Source organism: Streptomyces sp. CBMA291, assembly GCF_014596525.1.
Classification (GTDB): domain Bacteria; phylum Actinomycetota; class Actinomycetes; order Streptomycetales; family Streptomycetaceae; genus Streptomyces.
Map to the genome: position 1 here is coordinate 68,065 of NZ_MSJP01000114.1, position 20,482 is coordinate 88,546.

The window sequence follows — 20,482 nt, forward strand, 5'->3', positions numbered from 1 at the left end:
GTCGGCGTACGCGGCTACTTCCGCAGCATCGCCTCGACGTCGGCGCGGATCTCGTCCGTGGCCAGGCCCCGGATGGTCAGCGTCGTACGGCGGCGCAGCACGTCGTCCGCCGTCTCGGCCCACTCGTGGTCGCGGGCGTAGGCGACCTGCGCCCAGATCTCCGGCGCGTCCGGGTGGACGCGGCGGGCCAGATCCGGGTTCTCGTTCGCCATCCGGGCGATGTCGAAGGAGAGCGAACCGTAATGGGTCGCCAGGTGCCGGGCGGTGTCGGCGGCCATCCGGGGGCCGGGGGCAGGACCGTCGACGAGCAGCCGGTGGGCGACCGCGTCCGGGTGGGCGACGCCGGGCAGCGGGAGCCGCTTGGGCAGCGCCGACACCGGCACCACGCCCTCGGCGTCCTCGCCGAGCCGGCGTCCGGGCAGCTGCTCCAGCTTGCGCAGCACCGTACGGCCGATGTGCCGGAAGGTCGTCCACTTGCCGCCGGCCACCGACAGCATGCCGCCGCGGCCCTCGGTCACGACCGTCTCGCGCTTGGCCTTGGAGGTGTCGCCGGGGCCGCCGGGCAGCACCCGGAGCCCGGCGAACGAGTAGGTGATCAGATCGCGGGAGAGCTGCTGGTCGCGGATGGAGAAGGCGGCCTCGTCCAGGATCTGGGCGGTGTCCTTCTCGGTGACCGAGACCTCGCCGGGGTCGCCCTCGTACTCCTCGTCGGTGGTGCCGAGCAGGAGCATGTCCTCCCAGGGCAGGGCGAAGGTGATCCGGTACTTGTCGATCGGGGTGGCCAGGGCCGCCTTCCAGGGCGAGGTCCGCTTGAGGACCAGGTGCGCGCCCTTGGAGAGACGGATGGAGGGGGCCGCGTTGGGGTCCTCCATCCGGCGCAGGTGGTCGACCCAGGGGCCGGTCGCGTTGAGGACGAGGCGGGCGGTGACGCCGAACTCGTCGCCGCTCGTACGGTCCTTCAGGTCGGCGCCGGTGACCCGGCCCCGGGTGAAGCGGAGCCCGGTGACCTCGGCGTGGTTGAGGACGGTGGCCCCGGCGTCGACGGCCGCGCGGACCGTCATCAGGGCCATCCGGGCGTCGTTCATCTGGTCGTCGCCGTAGACGGCCACGGCCTTGAGACCGTCGGTGCGCAGCTCCGGCACGTCCTGCGCCGCCTTGGCGGGGGAGAGCAGATGGCCGACGCCGTCGCCGAAGGCGGACAGGGCGCTGTAGGCGAAGACGCCCGCGCCGAGCTTGGCCGCGCCGTGCGGGCCGCCCTTGTAGACGGGCAGGTAGAAGGTGAGGGGGTTGGCGAGGTGTGGTGCCACCTGACGGGAGACCGCGCGCCGCTCGAAGTGGTTCTCCGCGACCAGCTTCACCGCGCCGGTCTGGAGGTAGCGCAGACCGCCGTGGAGCAGCTTGGAGGAGGCGGATGAGGTGGCGCCGGCGAAGTCGCCGGCGTCCACCAGGGCCACCCGCAGGCCCGACTGCGCGGCGTGCCAGGCGGTGGAGATGCCCAGGATGCCGCCGCCGATCACCAGGAGGTCGTACGTCGCCTTGGAAAGCCGGTCCCGGGTCTCGGCGCGGCTCGGGAGGGAGCCGGACGCCGGGTGCGTCCCGAGGGCAGGGACGCTCTGCAGGGTGGTCATCGTGAATTACTCCTCGTCCTCGATCCAGCCCATGGTCCGCTCCACGGCCTTGAGCCAGCTCTTGTACTCGCGGTCGCGCCTGTCGGCGTCCATGCGAGGGGTCCATTCCGCCGCCCGGCGCCAGTTGGCGCGCAGCGCGTCGGTGTCCGGCCAGAAGCCGACGGCGAGACCGGCGGCGTAGGCGGCGCCGAGGCAGGTGGTCTCGGCGACCATGGGACGCACGACGGGGGCGTCCAGGAAGTCCGAGAGGGTCTGCATCAGCAGGTTGTTGGAGGTCATGCCGCCGTCGACCTTGAGCGCGGTCAGCTCGACGCCGGAGTCCTTGGTCATGGCGTCGGTGATCTCGCGGGTCTGCCAGGCGGTGGCCTCCAGGACGGCACGGGCGATGTGCGCCTTGGTGACGTACCGGGTGAGACCGGCGATGACACCGCGCGCGTCCGAGCGCCAGTAGGGGGCGAACAGGCCGGAGAAGGCCGGTACGAAGTAGGCGCCGCCGTTGTCCTCCACGGAGGAGGCGAGGGTCTCGATCTCGGCGGCGGACTTGATCAGGCCCATCTGGTCGCGCATCCACTGCACCAGCGAGCCGGTGACGGCGATGGAGCCTTCCAGGGCGTAGACCGGCTTCCTGTCGCCGATCTGGTAGCCGACGGTGGTCAGCAGCCCGCTGTAGGAGTTGATGATCTTGTCGCCGGTGTTCATCAGCATGAAGGTGCCGGTGCCGTACGTCGACTTGGCCTCGCCCTCGGCGAAACAGGTCTGGCCGAACAGGGCCGCCTGCTGGTCGCCGAGCGCGGAGGCGACCGGGATGCCGTCCAGGGCGCCGCCCTTGACGTGTCCGTAGACCTCGGCGGAGGAGCGGATGCGGGGCAGCAACGAGGCCGGGATGTCCATGGAGTGCAGGATCTTCTCGTCCCACTCCATGGTGTGCAGGTTCATCAGGAGGGTGCGCGAGGCGTTGGTGACGTCGGTGACGTGGACGCCGCCGTCGGTGCCGCCGGTCAGGTTCCAGATGACCCAGGAGTCCATGGTGCCGAAGAGGATCTCGCCGCGCTCGGCGCGCTCGCGGAGCCCCTCGACGTTGTCGAGCAGCCAGCGGACCTTGGGCCCGGAGAAGTAGGAGGCGAGGGGGAGACCGGTCTCGCGGCGGAAGCGGTCCTGGCCGACGTTGCGGCCGAGCTCCTTGCAGAGGGCGTCGGTGCGGGTGTCCTGCCAGACGAGGGCGTGGTGGACGGGCTCGCCGGTGTTCCGGTCCCAGAGCAGGGTGGTCTCGCGCTGGTTGGTGATGCCGATGGCCTTGACGTCGGCGGCGGCGATGCCGCCCTTGGCGAGGGCTCCGGCGACGACCTCCTGGACGTTGGACCAGATCTCGGTGGCGTCGTGCTCGACCCAGCCGGGCCTGGGGAAGATCTGCTCGTGCTCCTTCTGGTCGACCGAGACGATCCGGCCGTCCTTGTCGAAGACGATGCAGCGCGAGGAGGTGGTGCCCTGGTCGATGGCGGCGATGAAGGGGCCGGAGGTGTGGGCGTCGGTCACGGAGTGCTCCTGGGAGAGTCTGGGAGAAGGACGGCTACGGCGACGGCTACTGCCACGGCGGCTGCGGGGCCACGGCTTCGACTGCGGTCATGTCTTCGACCGGGGCCACGGCTTCGACTGTGGCTCGGACGACTGTGGCTCAGACGAACGCGAGGCGGTAGACACCCGCCGCGAGGGCGCCGCCGATCAGGGGACCGGCGACCGGGATCCAGGCGTAGCTCCAGTCGGAGCCGCCCTTGTTCGGCAGCGGGAGCAGGGCGTGCACGATGCGCGGACCGAGGTCGCGGGCCGGGTTGATGGCGTAGCCGGTCGGGCCGCCGAGCGAGAGGCCGACGGCGACCACGACGAACGCGGTGATCAGGGCGCCGAGGACGCCCAGGCCCTTTCCGCTGTCGTTGAGGCCCTGGGTGAGCACGGCCAGGACGAGCACGACGGTGCCGATGATCTCGGTCGCGAGGTTCTGCCAGGTGTTCCGGATCTCGGGTCCGGTGGAGAAGATGCCGAGCACCGGTCCCGGGCCCTCGATCGGCGTCTTGGCGGCGGCCTCGGCGTCGGTGAGGTGGGCCTGGAACTGCCCGTAGTAGGCGATCCAGACGAGCGCCGCTCCTATCATCGCGCCGAGCAGCTGGCCGGCGAAGTAGACGGGGACGTCGCCCCACTCGCCGTCCTTGAGCGCGATGCCGACCGTGACGGCGGGGTTCAGATGGGCCCCCGAGAGGGAAGCCGTCATGTAGACGGCCGTCATGACGGCGAAGCCCCAACCGAAGGTGATCGCGAGCCAGCCCGCGTCGCGGGCCTTGGAACCCTTGAGCGTCACGGCGGCGCACACGCCGCCGCCGAGCAGAATGAGTACGGCGGTACCGATGGTCTCGCCGAGGAAGATGTCGGAGCTGGACACCCGCGACTCCTTTGTCCTTCGTCCAGGGGAAGGCGAACTCCGGGTCCCCCCGGTGTCCGCGCCCTCGTGTGAGGGCTTGCCGGCCCTTGGCACTGCCACACTCTAACGCCTGTTTCCGTCAGGCGTTCGGCAATGCCGACCGGTGAACGGAAGTTTTGCCCCCTGGTGGAGAGTGCGTCAAGGTCTCCGGAAAGGAAAAAGCCGCCGATAACGGGATTGTTACCGGCGGGTTGGGGGTGCGGGGGAGTCTCGTGGATGAGCCGGGAAGCGCCTTGCCTCGGGGGCCTCGCCCCGCGGGCGCCGCGCCCTCAGAAGCGCCCCGCCCCCAGATCGCGGGAGACCGCACGGGCGCAGTCGCGCACCGCGGCCACCAGCTCGGGGCGCAGCTCACCGGCCGGGCACAGCCGCTCCACCGCGCCCGTCACCGCCACCGCGCCCACCGGCATCCGGCGCCGGTCGTGGATCGGCGCGGCCACCGAGGCCACGCCCTCCCAGGTCTCCTCCGCGTCCGCCGCCCAGCCCCTGGCCCTGGTCATGTCGAGGAGCGCCTCGAACTCCGCGAGGTCCGTGGTCGTCCGGGGGGTCAGCGCCTCCCGTTCCGCCTCCACCGCCTCGCTGTGCGCCACCGGGTCGTAGGCGGAGAGGACCTTGCCGAGGGCGGTGGAGTGCAGCGGCTGCATGGCTCCCACCTCCAGGACCTGCCGGCTGTCGTCGGGCCGGAAGACATGGTGGACGATCAGCACGCCCCGCTGGTGCAGCACGCCCAGGTGCACGCTCTCGCCGCTGGAGCGGGCGAGGTCGTCGGTCCAGACCAGGGCGCGCGCCCGCAGCTCGTGCACGTCCAGATAGCTGTTGCCGAGGCGCAGCAGCTCCGCGCCGAGCTGATAGCGGCCCGAGGCCGGCTCCTGCTCGACGAAGCCCTCCGCCTGGAGGGTGCGCAGGATGCCGTGGGCCGTTCCCTTGGCGAGTCCGAGCGAGGAGGCGATGTCCGAAAGACCGAGGCGGCGCTCGCCGCCCGCGAGCAGTCGCAGCATGGCCGCCGCCCGTTCAAGCGACTGGATGTTCTTCGCCATCGCCCGGCCCTTCTCCCTCTTACCTTGTTCGACAATGCTGAACACTATCGGTCGATGCCGACCTTGTGTCACACATGCCAGTGTCGGACAAGAACGGGCCGGACCGGGAGTCCCCGGAGACAGGATGCCGTCCGCCGAGTGGGACACCGTGTCCACCCCGGCCCGAGCCCGGTTACGCTGGCCCCGTGCATCCTCCTCCGAGGGCGCAAAGCCGACAGCCGTCGCATCCCAGGGAGCTCATCCATGGCCTCGTCGCCGACCCCTTCCGTTGACAGCCGCAGCCGCGTCGCTGCCCTCCGCGAGGCGCTCGCCACCCGTGTGGTCGTCGCCGACGGTGCGATGGGGACCATGCTCCAGGCACAGGACCCCACCCTTGAGGACTTCCAGAACCTGGAAGGCTGCAACGAGGTCCTGAACGTGACCCGGCCCGACATCGTCCGTTCGGTGCACCAGGAGTACTTCGCCGCCGGGGTGGACTGCGTCGAGACCAACACCTTCGGCGCCAACCACGCGGCTCTGGCCGAGTACGACATCCCCGAGCGGGTCCACGAGCTGTCCGAGGCGGGCGCGCGGGTCGCCCGTGAGGTCGCCGACGAGTTCACCGCGGCCGACGGCCGTCAGCGCTGGGTCCTGGGCTCCATCGGCCCCGGCACCAAGCTGCCCACCCTGGGGCACGCCCCCTACCCGCTGCTGCGGGACGCCTACCAGCGCAACGTCGAGGGCCTGCTGTCCGGCGGCGCGGACGCGCTCCTGGTGGAGACCACCCAGGACCTGCTCCAGACCAAGGCGTCGGTGATCGGTGCCCGCCGGGCCCTGGAGGCGCTGGGCGCCGATGTGCCGCTGATCGTCTCCGTCACCGTCGAGACCACGGGCACCATGCTCCTCGGTTCGGAGATCGGGGCGGCGCTGACGGCCCTGGAGCCGCTGGGCATCGACATGATCGGCCTGAACTGCGCGACCGGCCCGGCGGAGATGAGCGAGCACCTGCGCTACCTCGCCCGCCACTCCCGTATCCCGCTCTCCGTCATGCCGAACGCGGGCCTGCCCGTGCTGACCTCGGACGGCGCCCACTACCCGCTCTCCCCGGCCGAGCTGGCCGACGCGCAGGAGACCTTCGTCCGCGAGTACGGCCTGTCCCTGGTGGGCGGCTGCTGCGGTACGACCCCGGAGCACCTGCGGCAGGTCGTGGAGCGGGTGCGGGACCTGACCCCCGCCGTGCGGGAGCCCCGCCCGGAGCCGGGTGCGGCCTCGCTCTACCAGACCGTGCCGTTCCGCCAGGACACCGCGTACATGGCGATCGGCGAGCGGACCAACGCCAACGGCTCGAAGAAGTTCCGCGAGGCGATGCTGGAGGCCCGCTGGGACGACTGCGTCGAGATGGCCCGGGACCAGATCCGCGAGGGCGCGCACATGCTCGACCTCTGCGTGGACTACGTGGGCCGGGACGGCGTCGCGGACATGGAGGAGCTGGCCGGCCGGTTCGCGACCGCCTCCACCCTCCCGATCGTGCTGGACTCCACCGAGGTCGAGGTGATCCGGGCGGGCCTGGAGAAGCTGGGCGGCCGCGCGGTGATCAACTCGGTGAACTACGAGGACGGCGACGGCCCCGAGTCCCGCTTCGCCAAGGTCACCCGCCTCGCGCAGGAGCACGGCGCGGCCCTGATCGCGCTGACCATCGACGAGGAGGGCCAGGCCCGTACGCCCGAGCACAAGGTCGCCATCGCCGAGCGGCTGATCGAGGACCTGACGGGCAACTGGGGCATCCACGAGTCCGACATCCTCATCGACACCCTGACCTTCACCATCTGCACCGGTCAGGAGGAGTCCCGCAAGGACGGCATCGCCACGATCGACGCGATCCGCGAGCTGAAGCGGCTCCACCCGGACGTGCAGACCACCCTGGGTCTTTCGAACATCTCCTTCGGTCTGAACCCGGCCGCGCGCATCCTGCTGAACTCGGTCTTCCTTGAGGAGTGCGTGAAGGCGGGCCTGGACTCGGCGATCGTGCACGCCTCGAAGATCCTGCCGATCGCCCGCTTCGACGAGGAGCAGGTCACCACCGCCCTCGACCTGATCTACGACCGCCGCGCGGAGGGCTACGACCCGCTACAGAAGCTGATGGCTCTCTTCGAGGGCGTCAACACCAAGTCCCTCAAGGCGGGCAAGACCGAGGAACTGCTCGCGCTGCCGCTGGACGAGCGGCTCAAGCGGCGGATCATCGACGGCGAGAAGAACGGTCTGGAGGCGGACCTCGACGAGGCGCTGACCACCCGTCCCGCCCTCGACATCGTCAACGACACCCTCCTCGACGGCATGAAGACGGTCGGCGAGCTGTTCGGTTCCGGCCAGATGCAGCTGCCGTTCGTGCTCCAGTCCGCCGAGGTCATGAAGACCGCGGTCGCCCATCTGGAGCCGCACATGGAGAAGTCCGACGCCGAGGGCAAGGGCACGATCGTCCTCGCCACCGTGCGCGGTGACGTCCACGACATCGGCAAGAACCTCGTCGACATCATCCTCTCCAACAACGGCTACAACGTCGTCAACATCGGCATCAAGCAGCCGGTCTCCGCGATCCTGGAAGCCGCCGAGGAACACCGCGCCGACGTCATCGGCATGTCGGGTCTCCTGGTGAAGTCCACTGTGATCATGAAGGAGAACCTGGAGGAGCTGAACCAGCGCGAGCTGGCCGCCAAGTATCCGGTGATCCTCGGCGGCGCGGCCCTGACCAGGGCCTACGTCGAGCAGGACCTCCACGAGATCTACCAGGGCGAGGTCCGCTACGCCCGCGACGCCTTCGAGGGCCTGCGCCTCATGGACGCCCTGATCGCGGTCAAGCGCGGCGTCCCCGGGGCCGTACTGCCGGAACTGAAGCAGCGCCGGGTCGCCAAGGGGGCCACGGCCGCCCTCAAGACCGAGGAGGTGGAGCCGGGCGGGCGCTCGGACGTGGCCACCGACAACCCGGTGCCCGCCCCGCCGTTCTGGGGCACCCGCGTCGTCAAGGGCATCCCGCTCAAGGACTACGCCTCCTGGCTCGACGAGGGCGCTCTCTTCAAGGGCCAGTGGGGCCTGAAGCAGAACCGCGCCGGTGACGGCCCCTCCTACGAGGAACTGGTCGAGACCGAGGGCCGCCCCCGGCTGCGCGGCTGGCTGGAGCGCCTCCACACGGAGAACCTCCTGGAGGCGGCCGTCGTCCATGGCTACTTCCCGTGTGTCTCCAAGGGCGACGACCTGATCATCCTGGACGACTCCGGCAACGAGCGGACCCGCTTCACCTTCCCCCGCCAGCGCCGGGGCCGCCGCCTCTGCCTCGCGGACTTCTTCCGCCCGGAGGAGTCCGGCGAGACCGACGTCGTCGGCCTCCAGGTCGTCACCGTCGGCTCGAAGATCGGCGAGGCCACCGCCGAACTGTTCGCCGCCGACTCCTACCGCGACTACCTGGAGCTGCACGGCCTGTCCGTGCAGCTGGCCGAAGCCCTTGCCGAGTACTGGCACGCCCGCGTCCGCGCCGAGCTGGGCTTCGCGGGCGAGGACCCCGCCGACGTCCAGGACATGTTCGACCTCAAGTACCGGGGTGCCCGCTTCTCCCTCGGCTACGGCGCCTGCCCCGACCTGGAGGACCGCGCCAAGATCGCCGACCTGCTCCGCCCCGAGCGGATCGGCGTCCACCTCTCGGAGGAGTTCCAGCTCCACCCCGAGCAGTCCACCGACGCCATCGTCATCCACCACCCCGAAGCCAAGTACTTCAACGCCCGCTGACCCCGCTGTCTCCCCTGAGCCGGAACCACCCGGCCCAGGGGAGACGGGACCACCGCTCCGGGTCCGGGACAACCGCAGGTCCAGGGCAGCCCGGGGCCGGGACGGCTCCAGGTCTGGACAGCCACAGGTCTGGGGCAGCCCCGGGGCCGGAACCGCTCTGGAGCCTCGGCCGCTCCGGGGCCGAATCCACGCGCGTCCGTTGATCCGGACGTACACTTGTCCGTCCAGTGCAGGCCGGTCTTCCTCCCCGTACCGGGGAGGGGGCCGGCCTTCTCGTCCCTCCATGGAGGTGTGCCGGATGACCAGTACGGTCCCCGTTTCCCCTGTCCGTACCCACGGAGACTCCGCCCTCCAGGCGGTCTTCCTCGACATGGACGGGACCCTCGTCGACACCGAGGGCTTCTGGTGGGACGCGGAGGTCGAGGTCTTCGCCGACCTCGGACACCGGCTGGACGAGGCCTGGCGGGACGTGGTCGTCGGCGGTCCGATGACCCGCAGCGCGGGCTACCTCATCGACTCCACCGGCGCCGACATCACCCTCGACGAGCTGACCGTCCTGCTCAACGAGAAGTTCGAGCAGCGCATCGCGCGCGGGGTGCCGCTCATGCCCGGAGCCGAGCGGCTCCTCGCCGAGCTGGCCGCGCACGCCATCCCGACCGCGCTCGTCTCCGCCTCGCACCGGCGGATCATCGACCGGGTCCTGCACTCGATCGGCCGCCACCGCTTCACGCTCACCGTCGCGGGGGACGAGGTCACCCGGACCAAACCGCACCCCGAGCCCTATCTGACGGCCGCCGAGGGCGTGGGGGCCGACCCCGTGCTCTGTGCCGTCGTCGAGGACACCGCGACCGGCGTCGCCGCCGCCGAGGCGGCGGGCTGCCGGGTCGTGGCGGTGCCCTCCGTCGCCCCCATCGCCGCCTCTCCCGGCCGGGTCGTCGTCCGCTCCCTCGAAGAGGTCGACGTGCCGTTCCTCCGCACGCTGATCCCCCGGATCTGAGGCCGTCCCGGCCCACTCGGGCGGACCGGGGCGTAACCGGGCGTACGGAAGGAACCGTACCCGGGTGTACGGAAGGGGCACGGGCGCGACTAGCCTGTCGCGGATGTTCCGCCGTACTGCCGCCGTGCCCCCGGGCCGGCCGAGGAGAACCCTCCCGATGAACCGCAAGACCCTGGTGCTGCCCGCCGTGGCCGGACTGCTCGTCCCCCTCCTCGCCGCCTGCGGGGGAGCGGAGAGCGAGGAGACGATCGTCGTCGGCACCACGGAGCGGTTCATCGCCGCCACCGACGGACCCGCCCCGCTCGACCCGGCCTCCGCCTACGACACCGGCGCCTGGAACATCCTCCGCCAGACCGTCCAGACCCTGCTGCACGTGCCCCGCAGCGGCGGCGAACCCGTCCCCGAGGCGGCCAGGAGCTGCGGGTTCTCCGACAAGGCCAGCGAGAGCTACCGCTGTGTCCTCCGCCCCGGCCTCACCTTCGCCGACGGCACGCCGCTCACCGCGGAGGACGTCAAGTTCTCCGTCGACCGCGTCCTCTCGATCCGGTCGGACAACGGCACCGCCGCCCTCCTCTCGAACATCGACACCGTCGAGACCCGGGGCGCCGACCAGGTCGTCTTCCACCTCAAGACGCCCGACGCCACCTTCCCGTACAAGCTCTCCACCCCCGTCGCCGGCATCCTCAGCAAGAAGAAGTACGCCGCCGACAAGCTCCGCCCCGGCCTCGTCGTCGACGGCTCCGGCCCCTACACCATGACGGCCGACCACGAGGGCGGGAAGGTCGGCCGCTTCGTCTTCACCAGGAACCCCGCTTACCAGGGCGACATCACCCCGCGCAACGACAAGGTCGAACTGCGCCTCTTCGCCGACGCAGCCGCCATGGGCGAGGCACTGGCCGACGACGACATCGACATGATGGCCGGCGCCCTCTCCCGGCAGCAGGTCAAGGACCTCACCGAACGGCCCGAGGACGGCGTCGAACTGGTCGAGGTCCCCGGTCTGGAGATCCGCTACCTCGGCTTCGACACCCGGGCCCCCTCCGTCCAGGAGAAGGCCGTCCGCCAGGCCATGGCCGCCGTCGTCGACCGGGGCGCCCTCGTCGACGCCGTCTACGGCCCCACCGCCGAACCGCTCTACTCGCTGATCCCCTCCAGCATCACCGGCCACACCACCCCCTTCTTCGACGAGTACGGCGAGCCCGACGCCACCCGCGCCGCCAGGCTCCTCAAGGACGCCGGAGTGACGACCCCGGTCAAGCTGACGCTGAACTACACCACCGACCGCTACGGCCCCGAGACCGCCCAGGAGTTCGAGGTCCTCAAGAAGCAGCTCGTCGCCGACGGGCTCTTCGACGTCACCGTCGAGGGCACCCCGTGGTCCTCCTTCCGCCCCGCCCAGAAGCGCGGCGACTACGCCGTCTACGGACTCGGCTGGTTCCCGGACTACCCGGACCCGGACAACTACATCGCGCCCTTCCTCGACAGCGACAACTTCCTCCACAGCCCCTACGAGAACAAGGTCGTCCGCGACCAGCTCATCCCGCTCTCCCGACGCCAGGCCGACCGCACCGCCGCAGGACCCGTCTACGCGCGGATCCAGAAGATCGTCGCCGAGGACGTCCCCGTCCTCCCCCTGTGGCAGGGCAAGCAGTACGTCGCCGCCCGCGACGACCTCAACGGAGTCGAGTACGCCCTCACCGCCTCCTCCGACCTGCTCCTGTGGGAACTCGGCCACGGCACGGCCTGAGGACACACCGGTACGACGACAAGGACCCCGGGGCCACGCCGACCGCCCGGAACGCGCCACCGGTACGACGAAGGGGGCCCGGCACCCGCCGGACCCCCTTCGTCGCACCGCGCCGACCGCGCTACTGCCCGGCGGCCCCCGGCCGCACCAGACCGCTCTCGTACGCGTACACCGCCGCCTGCACCCGGTCCCGCAGGCCCAGCTTCGTCAGCACATGGCCCACATGGGTCTTCACCGTCGTCTCGCTGACGAACAGATCCGCCGCGATCTCCGCGTTCGACAGGCCCCGCGCCACCAGCTTCAGCACCTCCACCTCACGGTCGGTCAAGGTGTTCAGCGTGTCCGGAACCTGCTCCTCGCCCGTCGGCAGATGAGCCGAGTACTTGTCGAGGAGCCGACGCGTGATCGACGGCGCCAGCATCGCCTCGCCGGCCGCCACCACCCGGATCGCCTGCACCAGCTCGTTCGCCGGAGCGTCCTTCAGGAGGAAGCCGCTCGCCCCCGCCCGCAGCGCCTCCACCACGTACTCGTCGAGGTCGAAGGTCGTCAGGACCAGCACCTTCGCCGGACCGTCCCGCCCCGGACCCGTGATCTGCCGGGTCGCCTCCACCCCGTCCATCCGGGGCATCCGGATGTCCATGAGCACCACATCCGGCTGAAGCGCCCGCACCTGGTCGAGGGCCTGGAGACCGTCCCCGGCCTCACCCACCACCGCGATGTCCTGCTCCGCCTCCAGAATCATCCGGAAGCCGGTGCGCAGCAGCGGCTGATCGTCGACCAAGAGGACGCGGATCGTCACAAGGGCTCCTTCACGGGACTCTGCTCACGAGGTCGCCGACGCGCTACGGCACCGGCGGGGCCGGGTCCATTCTGCCCTGCTCCGGCGCGCCCGCTTCCGCCGGGCGCATCGAAACGATCTTCAGCGGATAGACCGGAGGCGTCCCCCCGAACTCCGGACAGACCGCCTGGTGGTCGCACCAGCCGCAGAGCTTCGTCGGACGCGGCCGCCAGTCACCCGACTCCGTCGCCGCCGAGATCGCCTCCCACAGCGCCAGCAGCTTCCGCTCCACCCGGCGCAGATCCGCCTCCACCGGGTCGTACGTCAGCACCTCGCCACTGCCCAGGTACACCAGCTGGAGCCGGCGCGGGATCACCCCCCGCAGCCGCCACACCACCAGCGCGTAGAACGTCATCTGGAACAGGGCGCCGTCCCGGTACTCGGGCCGGGGCGCCTTCCCCGTCTTGTAGTCGACGATCCGCACCTCGCCCGAGGGCGCCACGTCGACCCGGTCGATCACCCCGCGCAGCCGCAGCCCCGAATCCAGCTCCGTCTCCACGAACAGCTCGCGCTCGGCCGGTTCGAGACGCGTCGGATCCTCCAGCGTGAACCACCGCTCGACCAGCCGCTCCGCCTCCCCGAGCCAGCCCGCGAGCCGCTCGCCGCCCGGGTCCTCCGCGAACAGCCCGGCCAGCTCCGGCTTGGCCGCGAGCAGCCGGTCCCACTGCCCTGGCACCATCGCCCGCGCCCGCGGCGCCGTCCGCTCCGCCGCCGGATCGTCGAAGAGCCGCTCCAGGACGGCATGCACCAGCGTGCCCCGGGTCGCCGCCTCGCTCGGCTTCTCCGGCAGCCGGTCGATCACCCGGAACCGGTACAGCAGCGGACACTGCATGAAATCGCTCGCCCGCGACGGCGACAACGACATGGGCGCCCGGGGCTCCACCGGCACCTGCTCGCTCGTACTCATGACGAAGACCCTACGACCCGCCACCGACAACGGGCGGCATACCATCGACCTGGGACCCCGTCGCACTGCATGATCGAACCGTGACGCACCGACGTGGTCACACCACGCGACGAAAGGAACCCGTGAACCAGGACGAGCCCAAGCCGCAGCGCACCGGAGAGCCCGGCGGAGGCATCCTCATGGGCCGCCCCTTCGGCGTGCCGGTCTACGTCGCCCCCAGCTGGTTCCTCGTCGCCGCCCTCATCACCTGGGTCTTCGGCGACCAGATCGAGCGCGTCCTGCCCGAACTCGGCGCCGCGCGCTACCTCGTCTCCCTCTTCTTCGCCGTCGCCTTCTACGCCTCCGTGCTCGTCCACGAACTGGCCCACACCATCGCCGCGCTCCGCTTCAAGCTCCCGGTGCGCCGCATCCAGCTCCAGTTCTTCGGCGGCGTCTCCGAGATCGAGAAAGAGACCGAGACCCCCGGCCGCGAATTCGTCCTCGCCTTCGTCGGCCCGCTCCTCTCCCTCGTCCTCGCCGGAGTGTTCTACCTCTCCCTGTACGCCGTCGAACCCGGCACCGTCCCCGGCGTCCTCCTCGCCGGACTGATGATCTCCAACCTCATCGTCGCGATCTTCAACCTGCTCCCCGGCCTGCCCCTGGACGGCGGACGCATGCTCCGCGCCGTCGTCTGGAAGATCACCGGCAAGCCCATGAGCGGCACCATCGCCGCCGCCTGGGTCGGCCGCGCCCTCGCCGTCCTCGTCCTCGTCGGCCTGCCCCTGCTCACCCGCACCGGTCTCCTCGGCAACTCCACCGAGGAGGTCAGCGGCTTCGACACCGTCACCGACGCCCTGCTGGCCGCGATCCTCGCCGCCATCATCTGGACCGGGGCCGGAAACAGCCTCCGCATGGCCCGGCTGCGCGAACACCTCCCCGAGCTGCGCGCCCGCAGCCTCACCCGCCGCGCCATCCCCGTCGAACCCGTCACCCCGCTCTCCGAGGCCCTCCGCCGCGCCAACGAGTCCGGCGCCCGCGCCCTCGTCGTCGTCGACGGGAACGGCGACCCCACCGGCATCGTCCGCGAAGCCGCCATCGCCGCCGTCCCCCAGCACCGACGCCCCTGGGTCGCCGTCAGCACCCTCGCCCAGGACCTCACCGACGGCATGCGGGTCCCCGCCGAACTCACCGGCCAGCCCCTCCTCGACCACCTCCGCGCCAGCCCCGCCACCGAGTACCTGGTCGTCGAGGAGTCCGGCGAGATCTACGGAGTCCTGTCCACCACCGACGTCGAGCGGGCCTTCGTCCAGGCCATGGCGCGACCCTCGGCCTAACCCCGGTACTCTGGTCACATGTCCGAACCGACCGGTGCCGCCCGCCGACGCGGGCCCTTCAAGGTCGGGGACCAGGTTCAGCTGACCGACCCCAAGGGCCGTCACTACACGTTCACGCTCGAAGAGGGAAAGAACTTCCACACCCACAAGGGTTCCTTCCCGCACGACGAACTGATCGGCGCCCCCGAGGGCAGCGTTGTCCGTACCACCGGAAACGTCGCCTACCTCGCGCTGCGCCCCCTGCTCCCCGATTACGTCCTGTCCATGCCCCGCGGCGCAGCCGTGGTCTACCCGAAGGACGCGGGACAGATCCTCGCCTTCGCCGACATCTTCCCCGGCGCGCGCGTCGTCGAAGCCGGCGTGGGCTCCGGCTCGCTCAGCAGCTTCCTGCTCCGCGCCATCGGCGACAGCGGCATGCTGCACTCCTATGAGCGCCGCGAGGACTTCGCCGAGATCGCGAAGGGGAACGTCGAACGTTACTTCGGCGGCCCGCACCCCGCGTGGCAGCTGACCGTCGGCGACCTCCAGGACAACCTGTCCGACACCGACGTCGACCGCGTCATCCTGGACATGCTCGCCCCCTGGGAGTGCCTGGAGGCCGTCTCCAAGGCGCTCGTCCCCGGCGGCATCCTCTGCTGCTACGTGGCGACCACCACCCAGCTCGCCCGCACCGTGGAGTCCATCCGCGAGTTCGGCTGCTACGCCGAGCCGCAGCCCTGGGAGTCCATGATCCGCAACTGGCACGTCGAGGGCCTCGCCGTCCGCCCCGATCACCGCATGATCGGCCACACCGGCTTCCTCGTCACCGCCCGCCGTCTCGCGGACGGGGTCGAGCCCCCGATGCGTCGCCGCCGCCCCGCCAAGGGCGCGTACGGCGAGGACTACGAAGGCCCCAACAAGGGCTGACGCTCCGACATCCACGGCACGCCGCCGCCGAGTTCCCCGCCCACGGGAGGGAACCCGGCGGCGGCGCCCTCATGTTCGGGCCCGCGCCGGTCCTCCCGGGCCGGCGGCCGACCCCCGGATGTCCCATCGCCCTGTGACGTGTGGCACGATGCCGGAAAGCCGCCGTACCACCGCCACAGGAGACGTCTCGCGTGCAGCCCTCCGCCGACCCGGACCTCGCGGACCTCGCCCACACCCGAGCCCGGCCGGCCCACTGGCTGGCCACCGCGACCGTGACCGTCGCGGTCGTCGCCCTCGCCGGACTGCTCCAGCCCGGCGCCGCCGGAGCCGGTGCCGCGCCCGAGGCGGCCCCGCGTCCGGCGCCCGCGCCCGAAGCCGCCGGAGTCGCCTACCCGCTGGACTGCCGGGGGGTGCCCCAGACCGTCGCCCGGCGGGCCACAGGTGACCTCGACGGGGACGGGAACCCCGAGACCGTTGCGGTCGTGCACTGCGAAGCGGGCTCCGGCACCCCGCCGAGCGGCGTCTACGTCCTCACCCGGGGCAAGGAGACGGGAGCACCCGCGCGCGTGGTGGCCACACTCGTCGCACCCGGGCAGCACAAGAGCGTCGCCGGGCTCGCCGTACGGAACGGGACGGTCGTCGCCACCCTGCTCGGCTACTCGTCGCCGGACGTCCCCAGCTGCTGCCCCGACGAGACGGAACAGGTCGGCTGGCGCTGGCAGGGCGGCGCCTTCGTACGCTCCGACGGGACCGGCGCGCGCGGCGTCTGAGCCCCGCCCGACGGCCCCTCGTGCGGCCTGCGCCGCCCGCTCGGGCCCTACGGCCTATTCGGCGTCGGGGCCGTAGACCTCGATCCGGTCCCTGACCCGGCGCACATGGATGCAGTCGCCGGGGCACTCCTTGGCGGAGTCCACGACGTCCTGGAGGAGCGTCAGCGGCACCGGGGTGGTGGCGCCCGTCTCCTGCAACAGCTCGTCGTCGGCGCTCTTCACGTACGCGAGCCCGTCGATGTCCAGCTCGAAGACCTCGGGAGCGTACTGCGCGCAGATCCCGTCCCCGGTGCACAGGTCCTGGTCGATCCAGACCTCCAGCGCCTCCTCGGCGCCCGTGGACGGAGCCTCGTGCTGCACGCTCATATCTCCTGCCGTTTCTGCTACGCGTTCTGCTTCTCGCGGGTAAGTCCGGCCGACCCGGAAGGGTGTTGGCCAAAGACGACGATACAACCGCCCGCTTTCAAGCAGCGAAGGGTGGGTATTCCCCTGGCGAGAGGGGAAGCGCAAGGGTGAAGATCGGACACACCTCGGAGTCTTTTTGATCTAGGGGTTTCAATCACCACCCACGCAGGTAGGGTCAGGAAGCGTCCAGCTCCCCTTGGAGGAGGTGAGGACCGTGGCAGCCCACGACGACGACATCAACCGCGGCATCCGGCCGGGGCGGGGGTCTGAGGACCCCGCCGGCCAGGTTGCCTATCTCGAGCAGGAAATCGCCGTCCTGCGCCGCAAGCTCGCCGACTCTCCGCGCCACACGAGGATTCTCGAAGAGCGGATCGTCGAGCTGCAGACGAACCTGGCCGGCGTGTCCGCGCAGAACGAACGACTGGCGAACACGCTGCGTGAGGCCCGAGACCAGATCGTGGCCCTCAAGGAAGAGGTCGACCGGCTCGCCCAGCCGCCGGCCGGCTTCGGCGTCTTCCTTCAGGCCAACGAGGACGGCACGTGCGACATCTTCACCGGGGGCCGCAAGCTCCGGGTGAACGTGAGCCCTGGCATCGAGCTCGACGAGCTCAAGCGAGGCCAGGAAGTCATGCTCAACGAGGCGCTCAACGTGGTCGAGGCCATGGAGTTCGAGCGCGCCGGGGACATCGTCACCCTCAAGGAGGTCCTGGAGGACGGCGAGCGTGCCCTGGTGGTCGGGCACACCGACGAGGAGCGGGTGGTGCGGCTCGCCGAGCCCCTGCTCGACATCACGATCCGCCCCGGCGACGCCCTGCTGCTCGACTCCCGGTCGGGCTACGTCTACGAGGTGGTCCCCAAGAGCGAAGTCGAGGAACTCGTCCTCGAAGAGGTCCCGGACGTCGACTACGACAAGATCGGCGGTCTGGGCAACCAGATCGAACTGATCCGCGACGCGGTCGAGCTTCCGTACCTCTACCCGGACCTCTTCAAGGAGCACGAACTGCGGCCGCCCAAGGGCATCCTGCTCTACGGCCCGCCCGGCTGCGGCAAGACGCTGATCGCGAAGGCCGTGGCCAACTCCCTGGCCAAGAAGGTCGCCGAGGTGACGGGACAGCCCGCGGGGAAGTCCTACTTCCTCAACATCAAGGGCCCCGAACTCCTCAACAAGTACGTCGGCGAGACCGAGCGGCACATCCGCCTCGTCTTCCAGCGTGCCCGGGAGAAGGCGAGCGAGGGCACCCCCGTCATCGTCTTCTTCGACGAGATGGAATCCCTCTTCCGCACCCGCGGATCCGGTGTCAGCTCGGACGTGGAGAACACCATCGTCCCGCAGCTGCTCGCCGAGATCGACGGCGTGGAGGGGCTGGAGAACGTCATCGTCATCGGCGCATCCAACCGCGAGGACATGATCGACCCCGCGATCCTGCGGCCCGGCCGGCTCGACGTCAAGATCAAGATCGAGCGTCCGGACGCGGAGGCGGCGAAGGACATCTTCGCGAAGTACCTCACGGCCTCCCTCCCGCTGCACGCGGACGACATCTCCGAGCACAGCGGATCCAAGGCGGCCGCCGCCCACGGAATGATCCAGTCGGTCGTCGAGCAGATGTACGCCGAATCCGAGGAGAACCGCTTCCTCGAAGTCACGTACGCCAACGGCGACAAGGAAGTCCTGTACTTCAAGGACTTCAACTCCGGCGCGATGATCCAGAACATCGTCGACCGGGCCAAGAAGATGGCCATCAAGGCTTTCCTCGACCACGACCAGAAGGGCATCCGGGTCTCCCATCTCCTCCAGGCTTGCGTGGACGAGTTCAAGGAGAACGAGGACCTGCCCAACACCACCAACCCCGACGACTGGGCCAGGATCTCCGGAAAGAAGGGCGAGCGGATCGTGTACATCCGGACCCTCGTCACCGGAAAGCAGGGCGCGGACACCGGACGCTCCATCGACACCGTGGCCAATACCGGCCAGTACCTGTAAAAAGCGCCACCGGCTGCGGATGTCCGGGCCCCGGGCATCCGCAGCCGACGTATTTTCCACCCGGCGTTTCCGGCCGGTCCCGGGAAATACCCGTAAGTGATCTCCCCACCAGCGCGGAGCCGTCCTAGGCTCTTCGGTACCGCCGAGTCGCGCACTGTGAGCGCCGCCGGGCAAGGAGGGCCGCATGACCGTACGGCGAGTGATGGGCATCGAGACGGAGTACGGGATCTCCGTCCCGGGACACCCGAACGCCAATGCCATGCTCACCTCGTCCCAGATCGTCAACGCGTACGCGGCGGCGATGCACCGGGCGCGCCGCGCCCGCTGGGACTTCGAGGAGGAGAACCCGCTGCGGGACGCCCGCGGCTTCGACCTCGCCCGCGAGGCCGCCGACTCCAGTCAGCTCACCGACGAGGACATCGGCCTCGCCAATGTGATCCTCACCAACGGGGCACGGCTCTACGTGGACCACGCCCACCCCGAGTACAGCGCCCCCGAGGTCACCAACCCGCGCGACGCCGTCCTCTGGGACAAGGCGGGCGAGCGGATCATGGCGGAGGCGGCCGAGCGCGCCGCCCGGCTCCCCGGGGCCCAGCCGATCCACCTCTACAAGAACAACACCGACAACAAGGGCGCCTCCTACGGCACGCACGAGAACTACCTGATGAAGCGGGAGACCCCCTTCTCGGACATCGTGCGCCACCTCACCCCGTTCTTCGTCTCGCGCCAGGTGGTGACCGGCGCGGGCCGGGTCGGCATCGGCCAGGACGGGCGGGAGGACGGCTTCCAGATCAGCCAGCGCGCCGACTACTTCGAGGTGGAGGTGGGCCTGGAGACCACCCTGAAGCGGCCCATCATCAACACCAGGGACGAGCCGCACGCCGACGCCGAGAAGTACCGCCGCCTGCATGTGATCATCGGCGACGCGAACCTCTCCGAGATCTCGACCTACCTCAAGCTGGGCACCACCTCGCTGGTCCTCTCGATGATCGAGGACGGCTTCGTCACCGTCGACCTCACCGTCGACCAGCCCGTGCGCACCCTCCACCAGGTGTCGCACGACCCGTCCCTCCAGTACCTGATCACGCTCCGCAGCGGCCGGACGCTCACCGCGGTGCAGCTCCAGATGGAGTACTTCGAGCTGGCCAGGAAGTACGTGGACGAGCGGTACGGCGGCGACGCCGACGAGCAGACCAGGGACGTGCTCACCCGCTGGGAGGACACCCTCAACCGGCTGGAGAACGATCCGATGAGCCTCGCCGGCGAGCTGGACTGGATCGCCAAGCGGGAGCTGATGGAGGGCTACCGGCGCCGGGACGGCCTGGACTGGGACGCGGCCCGGCTGCACCTGGTCGACCTCCAGTACGCGGACGTGCGCCCCGAGAAGGGCCTGTACAACCGTCTGGTGGCCCGGGGGCGGATGAAGCGGCTCCTGGACGAGCCCGAGGTGGAGCGGGCCGAGACGGCGCCTCCGGAGGACACCCGGGCCTATTTCCGGGGCCGGTGCCTTGAGCAGTACGCCGACGACGTCGCGGCGGCCTCCTGGGACTCGGTGATCTTCGATCTGCCCGGCCGGGACTCGCTCCAGCGGGTGCCGACCCTGGAGCCGCTGCGCGGCACGAAAGCCCACGTGAAGTCACTCCTGGACCGCTGCCGGACCGCCGAGGAACTGGTCCGGGTGCTGTCCGGCGGCTGATCGGGGGTCCGATCCGGGCCTGAAACGGCCGGTA

15 protein-coding genes are annotated in these 20,482 nt (G+C 70.4%); 8 read left to right on the forward strand and 7 right to left on the reverse strand.

The genetic code is table 11. The annotated features are described in order from the left end of the window. Nucleotides 1-14: 14 nt before the first annotated feature. The 4 genes from BU197_RS28605 to BU197_RS28620 form a co-directional block, all read right to left on the reverse strand. On the reverse strand, nucleotides 15-1,628 hold the full coding sequence (locus BU197_RS28605) for a glycerol-3-phosphate dehydrogenase/oxidase (protein WP_188271224.1): 1,614 nt from the start codon (nucleotides 1,626-1,628) through the stop codon (nucleotides 15-17). 6 nt (nucleotides 1,629-1,634) lie between these two features. Continuing rightward, nucleotides 1,635-3,161 (reverse strand): glycerol kinase GlpK, encoded by a 1,527-nt coding sequence (glpK, locus tag BU197_RS28610; RefSeq protein ID WP_188271225.1) that lies wholly within the window; start codon nucleotides 3,159-3,161, stop codon nucleotides 1,635-1,637. Between the two features lie 139 nt (nucleotides 3,162-3,300). After that, nucleotides 3,301-4,059 (reverse strand): MIP/aquaporin family protein, encoded by a 759-nt coding sequence (locus BU197_RS28615; protein ID WP_188271226.1) that lies wholly within the window; start codon nucleotides 4,057-4,059, stop codon nucleotides 3,301-3,303. Between the two features lie 308 nt (nucleotides 4,060-4,367). Then, nucleotides 4,368-5,132 carry an IclR family transcriptional regulator gene (locus BU197_RS28620; RefSeq protein ID WP_188271227.1) on the reverse strand — a complete coding sequence of 255 codons (765 nt, stop codon included), beginning with the start codon at nucleotides 5,130-5,132 and terminating at the stop codon, nucleotides 4,368-4,370. Between the two features lie 243 nt (nucleotides 5,133-5,375). On the opposite strand from BU197_RS28620, the gene metH reads away from it, so the two are divergent. The 3 genes from metH (at nucleotide 5,376) to BU197_RS28635 (ending at nucleotide 11,632) form a co-directional block, all read left to right on the forward strand. Next, nucleotides 5,376-8,888, forward strand: coding sequence for a methionine synthase (gene metH, locus BU197_RS28625; protein ID WP_188271228.1), 3,513 nt, complete (start codon nucleotides 5,376-5,378; stop codon nucleotides 8,886-8,888). 298 nt (nucleotides 8,889-9,186) lie between these two features. After that, nucleotides 9,187-9,885, forward strand: coding sequence for an HAD family hydrolase (locus BU197_RS28630; protein ID WP_188271229.1), 699 nt, complete (start codon nucleotides 9,187-9,189; stop codon nucleotides 9,883-9,885). Nucleotides 9,886-10,042: 157 nt separating this feature from the next. Continuing rightward, on the forward strand, nucleotides 10,043-11,632 hold the full coding sequence (locus tag BU197_RS28635; protein WP_188271230.1) for an ABC transporter substrate-binding protein: 1,590 nt from the start codon (nucleotides 10,043-10,045) through the stop codon (nucleotides 11,630-11,632). Nucleotides 11,633-11,753: 121 nt separating this feature from the next. Here BU197_RS28635 and BU197_RS28640 read toward each other — a convergent pair whose 3' ends face one another. Both BU197_RS28640 and BU197_RS28645 read right to left on the reverse strand, forming a co-directional pair. After that, nucleotides 11,754-12,431, reverse strand: a complete 678-nt coding sequence (locus BU197_RS28640; protein ID WP_188271231.1) for a response regulator — start codon at nucleotides 12,429-12,431, stop codon at nucleotides 11,754-11,756. A gap of 43 nt (nucleotides 12,432-12,474) precedes the next feature. After that, on the reverse strand, nucleotides 12,475-13,377 hold the full coding sequence (locus BU197_RS28645) for a RecB family exonuclease (RefSeq protein ID WP_188271232.1): 903 nt from the start codon (nucleotides 13,375-13,377) through the stop codon (nucleotides 12,475-12,477). 122 nt (nucleotides 13,378-13,499) lie between these two features. Here BU197_RS28645 and BU197_RS28650 point away from each other — a divergent pair, with 122 nt between their 5' ends. From BU197_RS28650 to BU197_RS28660, 3 genes are all read left to right on the forward strand, one after another. Beyond that, nucleotides 13,500-14,690: a site-2 protease family protein gene (locus BU197_RS28650; RefSeq protein WP_188271233.1), complete on the forward strand. Its 1,191-nt coding sequence runs from the start codon at nucleotides 13,500-13,502 to the stop codon at nucleotides 14,688-14,690. Nucleotides 14,691-14,708: 18 nt separating this feature from the next. Beyond that, nucleotides 14,709-15,596 (forward strand): tRNA (adenine-N1)-methyltransferase, encoded by an 888-nt coding sequence (locus tag BU197_RS28655; protein ID WP_015032448.1) that lies wholly within the window; start codon nucleotides 14,709-14,711, stop codon nucleotides 15,594-15,596. Between the two features lie 191 nt (nucleotides 15,597-15,787). After that, on the forward strand, nucleotides 15,788-16,366 hold the full coding sequence (locus tag BU197_RS28660) for a hypothetical protein (protein ID WP_188271234.1): 579 nt from the start codon (nucleotides 15,788-15,790) through the stop codon (nucleotides 16,364-16,366). Nucleotides 16,367-16,420: 54 nt separating this feature from the next. Here BU197_RS28660 and BU197_RS28665 read toward each other — a convergent pair whose 3' ends face one another. Further along, nucleotides 16,421-16,732 (reverse strand): ferredoxin, encoded by a 312-nt coding sequence (locus tag BU197_RS28665; protein WP_188271235.1) that lies wholly within the window; start codon nucleotides 16,730-16,732, stop codon nucleotides 16,421-16,423. Nucleotides 16,733-16,985: 253 nt separating this feature from the next. On the opposite strand from BU197_RS28665, the gene arc reads away from it, so the two are divergent. Together arc and dop are read left to right on the forward strand one after the other, a co-directional pair. After that, nucleotides 16,986-18,752, forward strand: coding sequence for a proteasome ATPase (gene arc, locus BU197_RS28670; RefSeq protein WP_188271236.1), 1,767 nt, complete (start codon nucleotides 16,986-16,988; stop codon nucleotides 18,750-18,752). Nucleotides 18,753-18,936: 184 nt separating this feature from the next. Next, on the forward strand, nucleotides 18,937-20,448 hold the full coding sequence (dop, locus tag BU197_RS28675; RefSeq protein ID WP_188271237.1) for a depupylase/deamidase Dop: 1,512 nt from the start codon (nucleotides 18,937-18,939) through the stop codon (nucleotides 20,446-20,448). The last annotated feature ends 34 nt before the right edge of the window (nucleotides 20,449-20,482 follow it).

Excerpts from the sequence above, each read along its gene's own strand:
- BU197_RS28605 (WP_188271224.1), bottom strand. The coding sequence starts at position 1,628 with ATGACCACCCTGCAGAGCGTCCCTGCCCTCGGGACGCACCCGGCGTCC.
- BU197_RS28620 (WP_188271227.1), bottom strand. The coding sequence starts at position 5,132 with ATGGCGAAGAACATCCAGTCGCTTGAACGGGCGGCGGCCATGCTGCGA.
- metH (WP_188271228.1), top strand. The coding sequence starts at position 5,376 with ATGGCCTCGTCGCCGACCCCTTCCGTTGACAGCCGCAGCCGCGTCGCT.
- BU197_RS28630 (WP_188271229.1), top strand. The coding sequence starts at position 9,187 with ATGACCAGTACGGTCCCCGTTTCCCCTGTCCGTACCCACGGAGACTCC.
- BU197_RS28635 (WP_188271230.1), top strand. The coding sequence starts at position 10,043 with ATGAACCGCAAGACCCTGGTGCTGCCCGCCGTGGCCGGACTGCTCGTC.
- BU197_RS28645 (WP_188271232.1), bottom strand. The coding sequence starts at position 13,377 with ATGAGTACGAGCGAGCAGGTGCCGGTGGAGCCCCGGGCGCCCATGTCG.
- BU197_RS28655 (WP_015032448.1), top strand. The coding sequence starts at position 14,709 with ATGTCCGAACCGACCGGTGCCGCCCGCCGACGCGGGCCCTTCAAGGTC.
- BU197_RS28665 (WP_188271235.1), bottom strand. The coding sequence starts at position 16,732 with ATGAGCGTGCAGCACGAGGCTCCGTCCACGGGCGCCGAGGAGGCGCTG.
- dop (WP_188271237.1), top strand. The coding sequence starts at position 18,937 with ATGACCGTACGGCGAGTGATGGGCATCGAGACGGAGTACGGGATCTCC.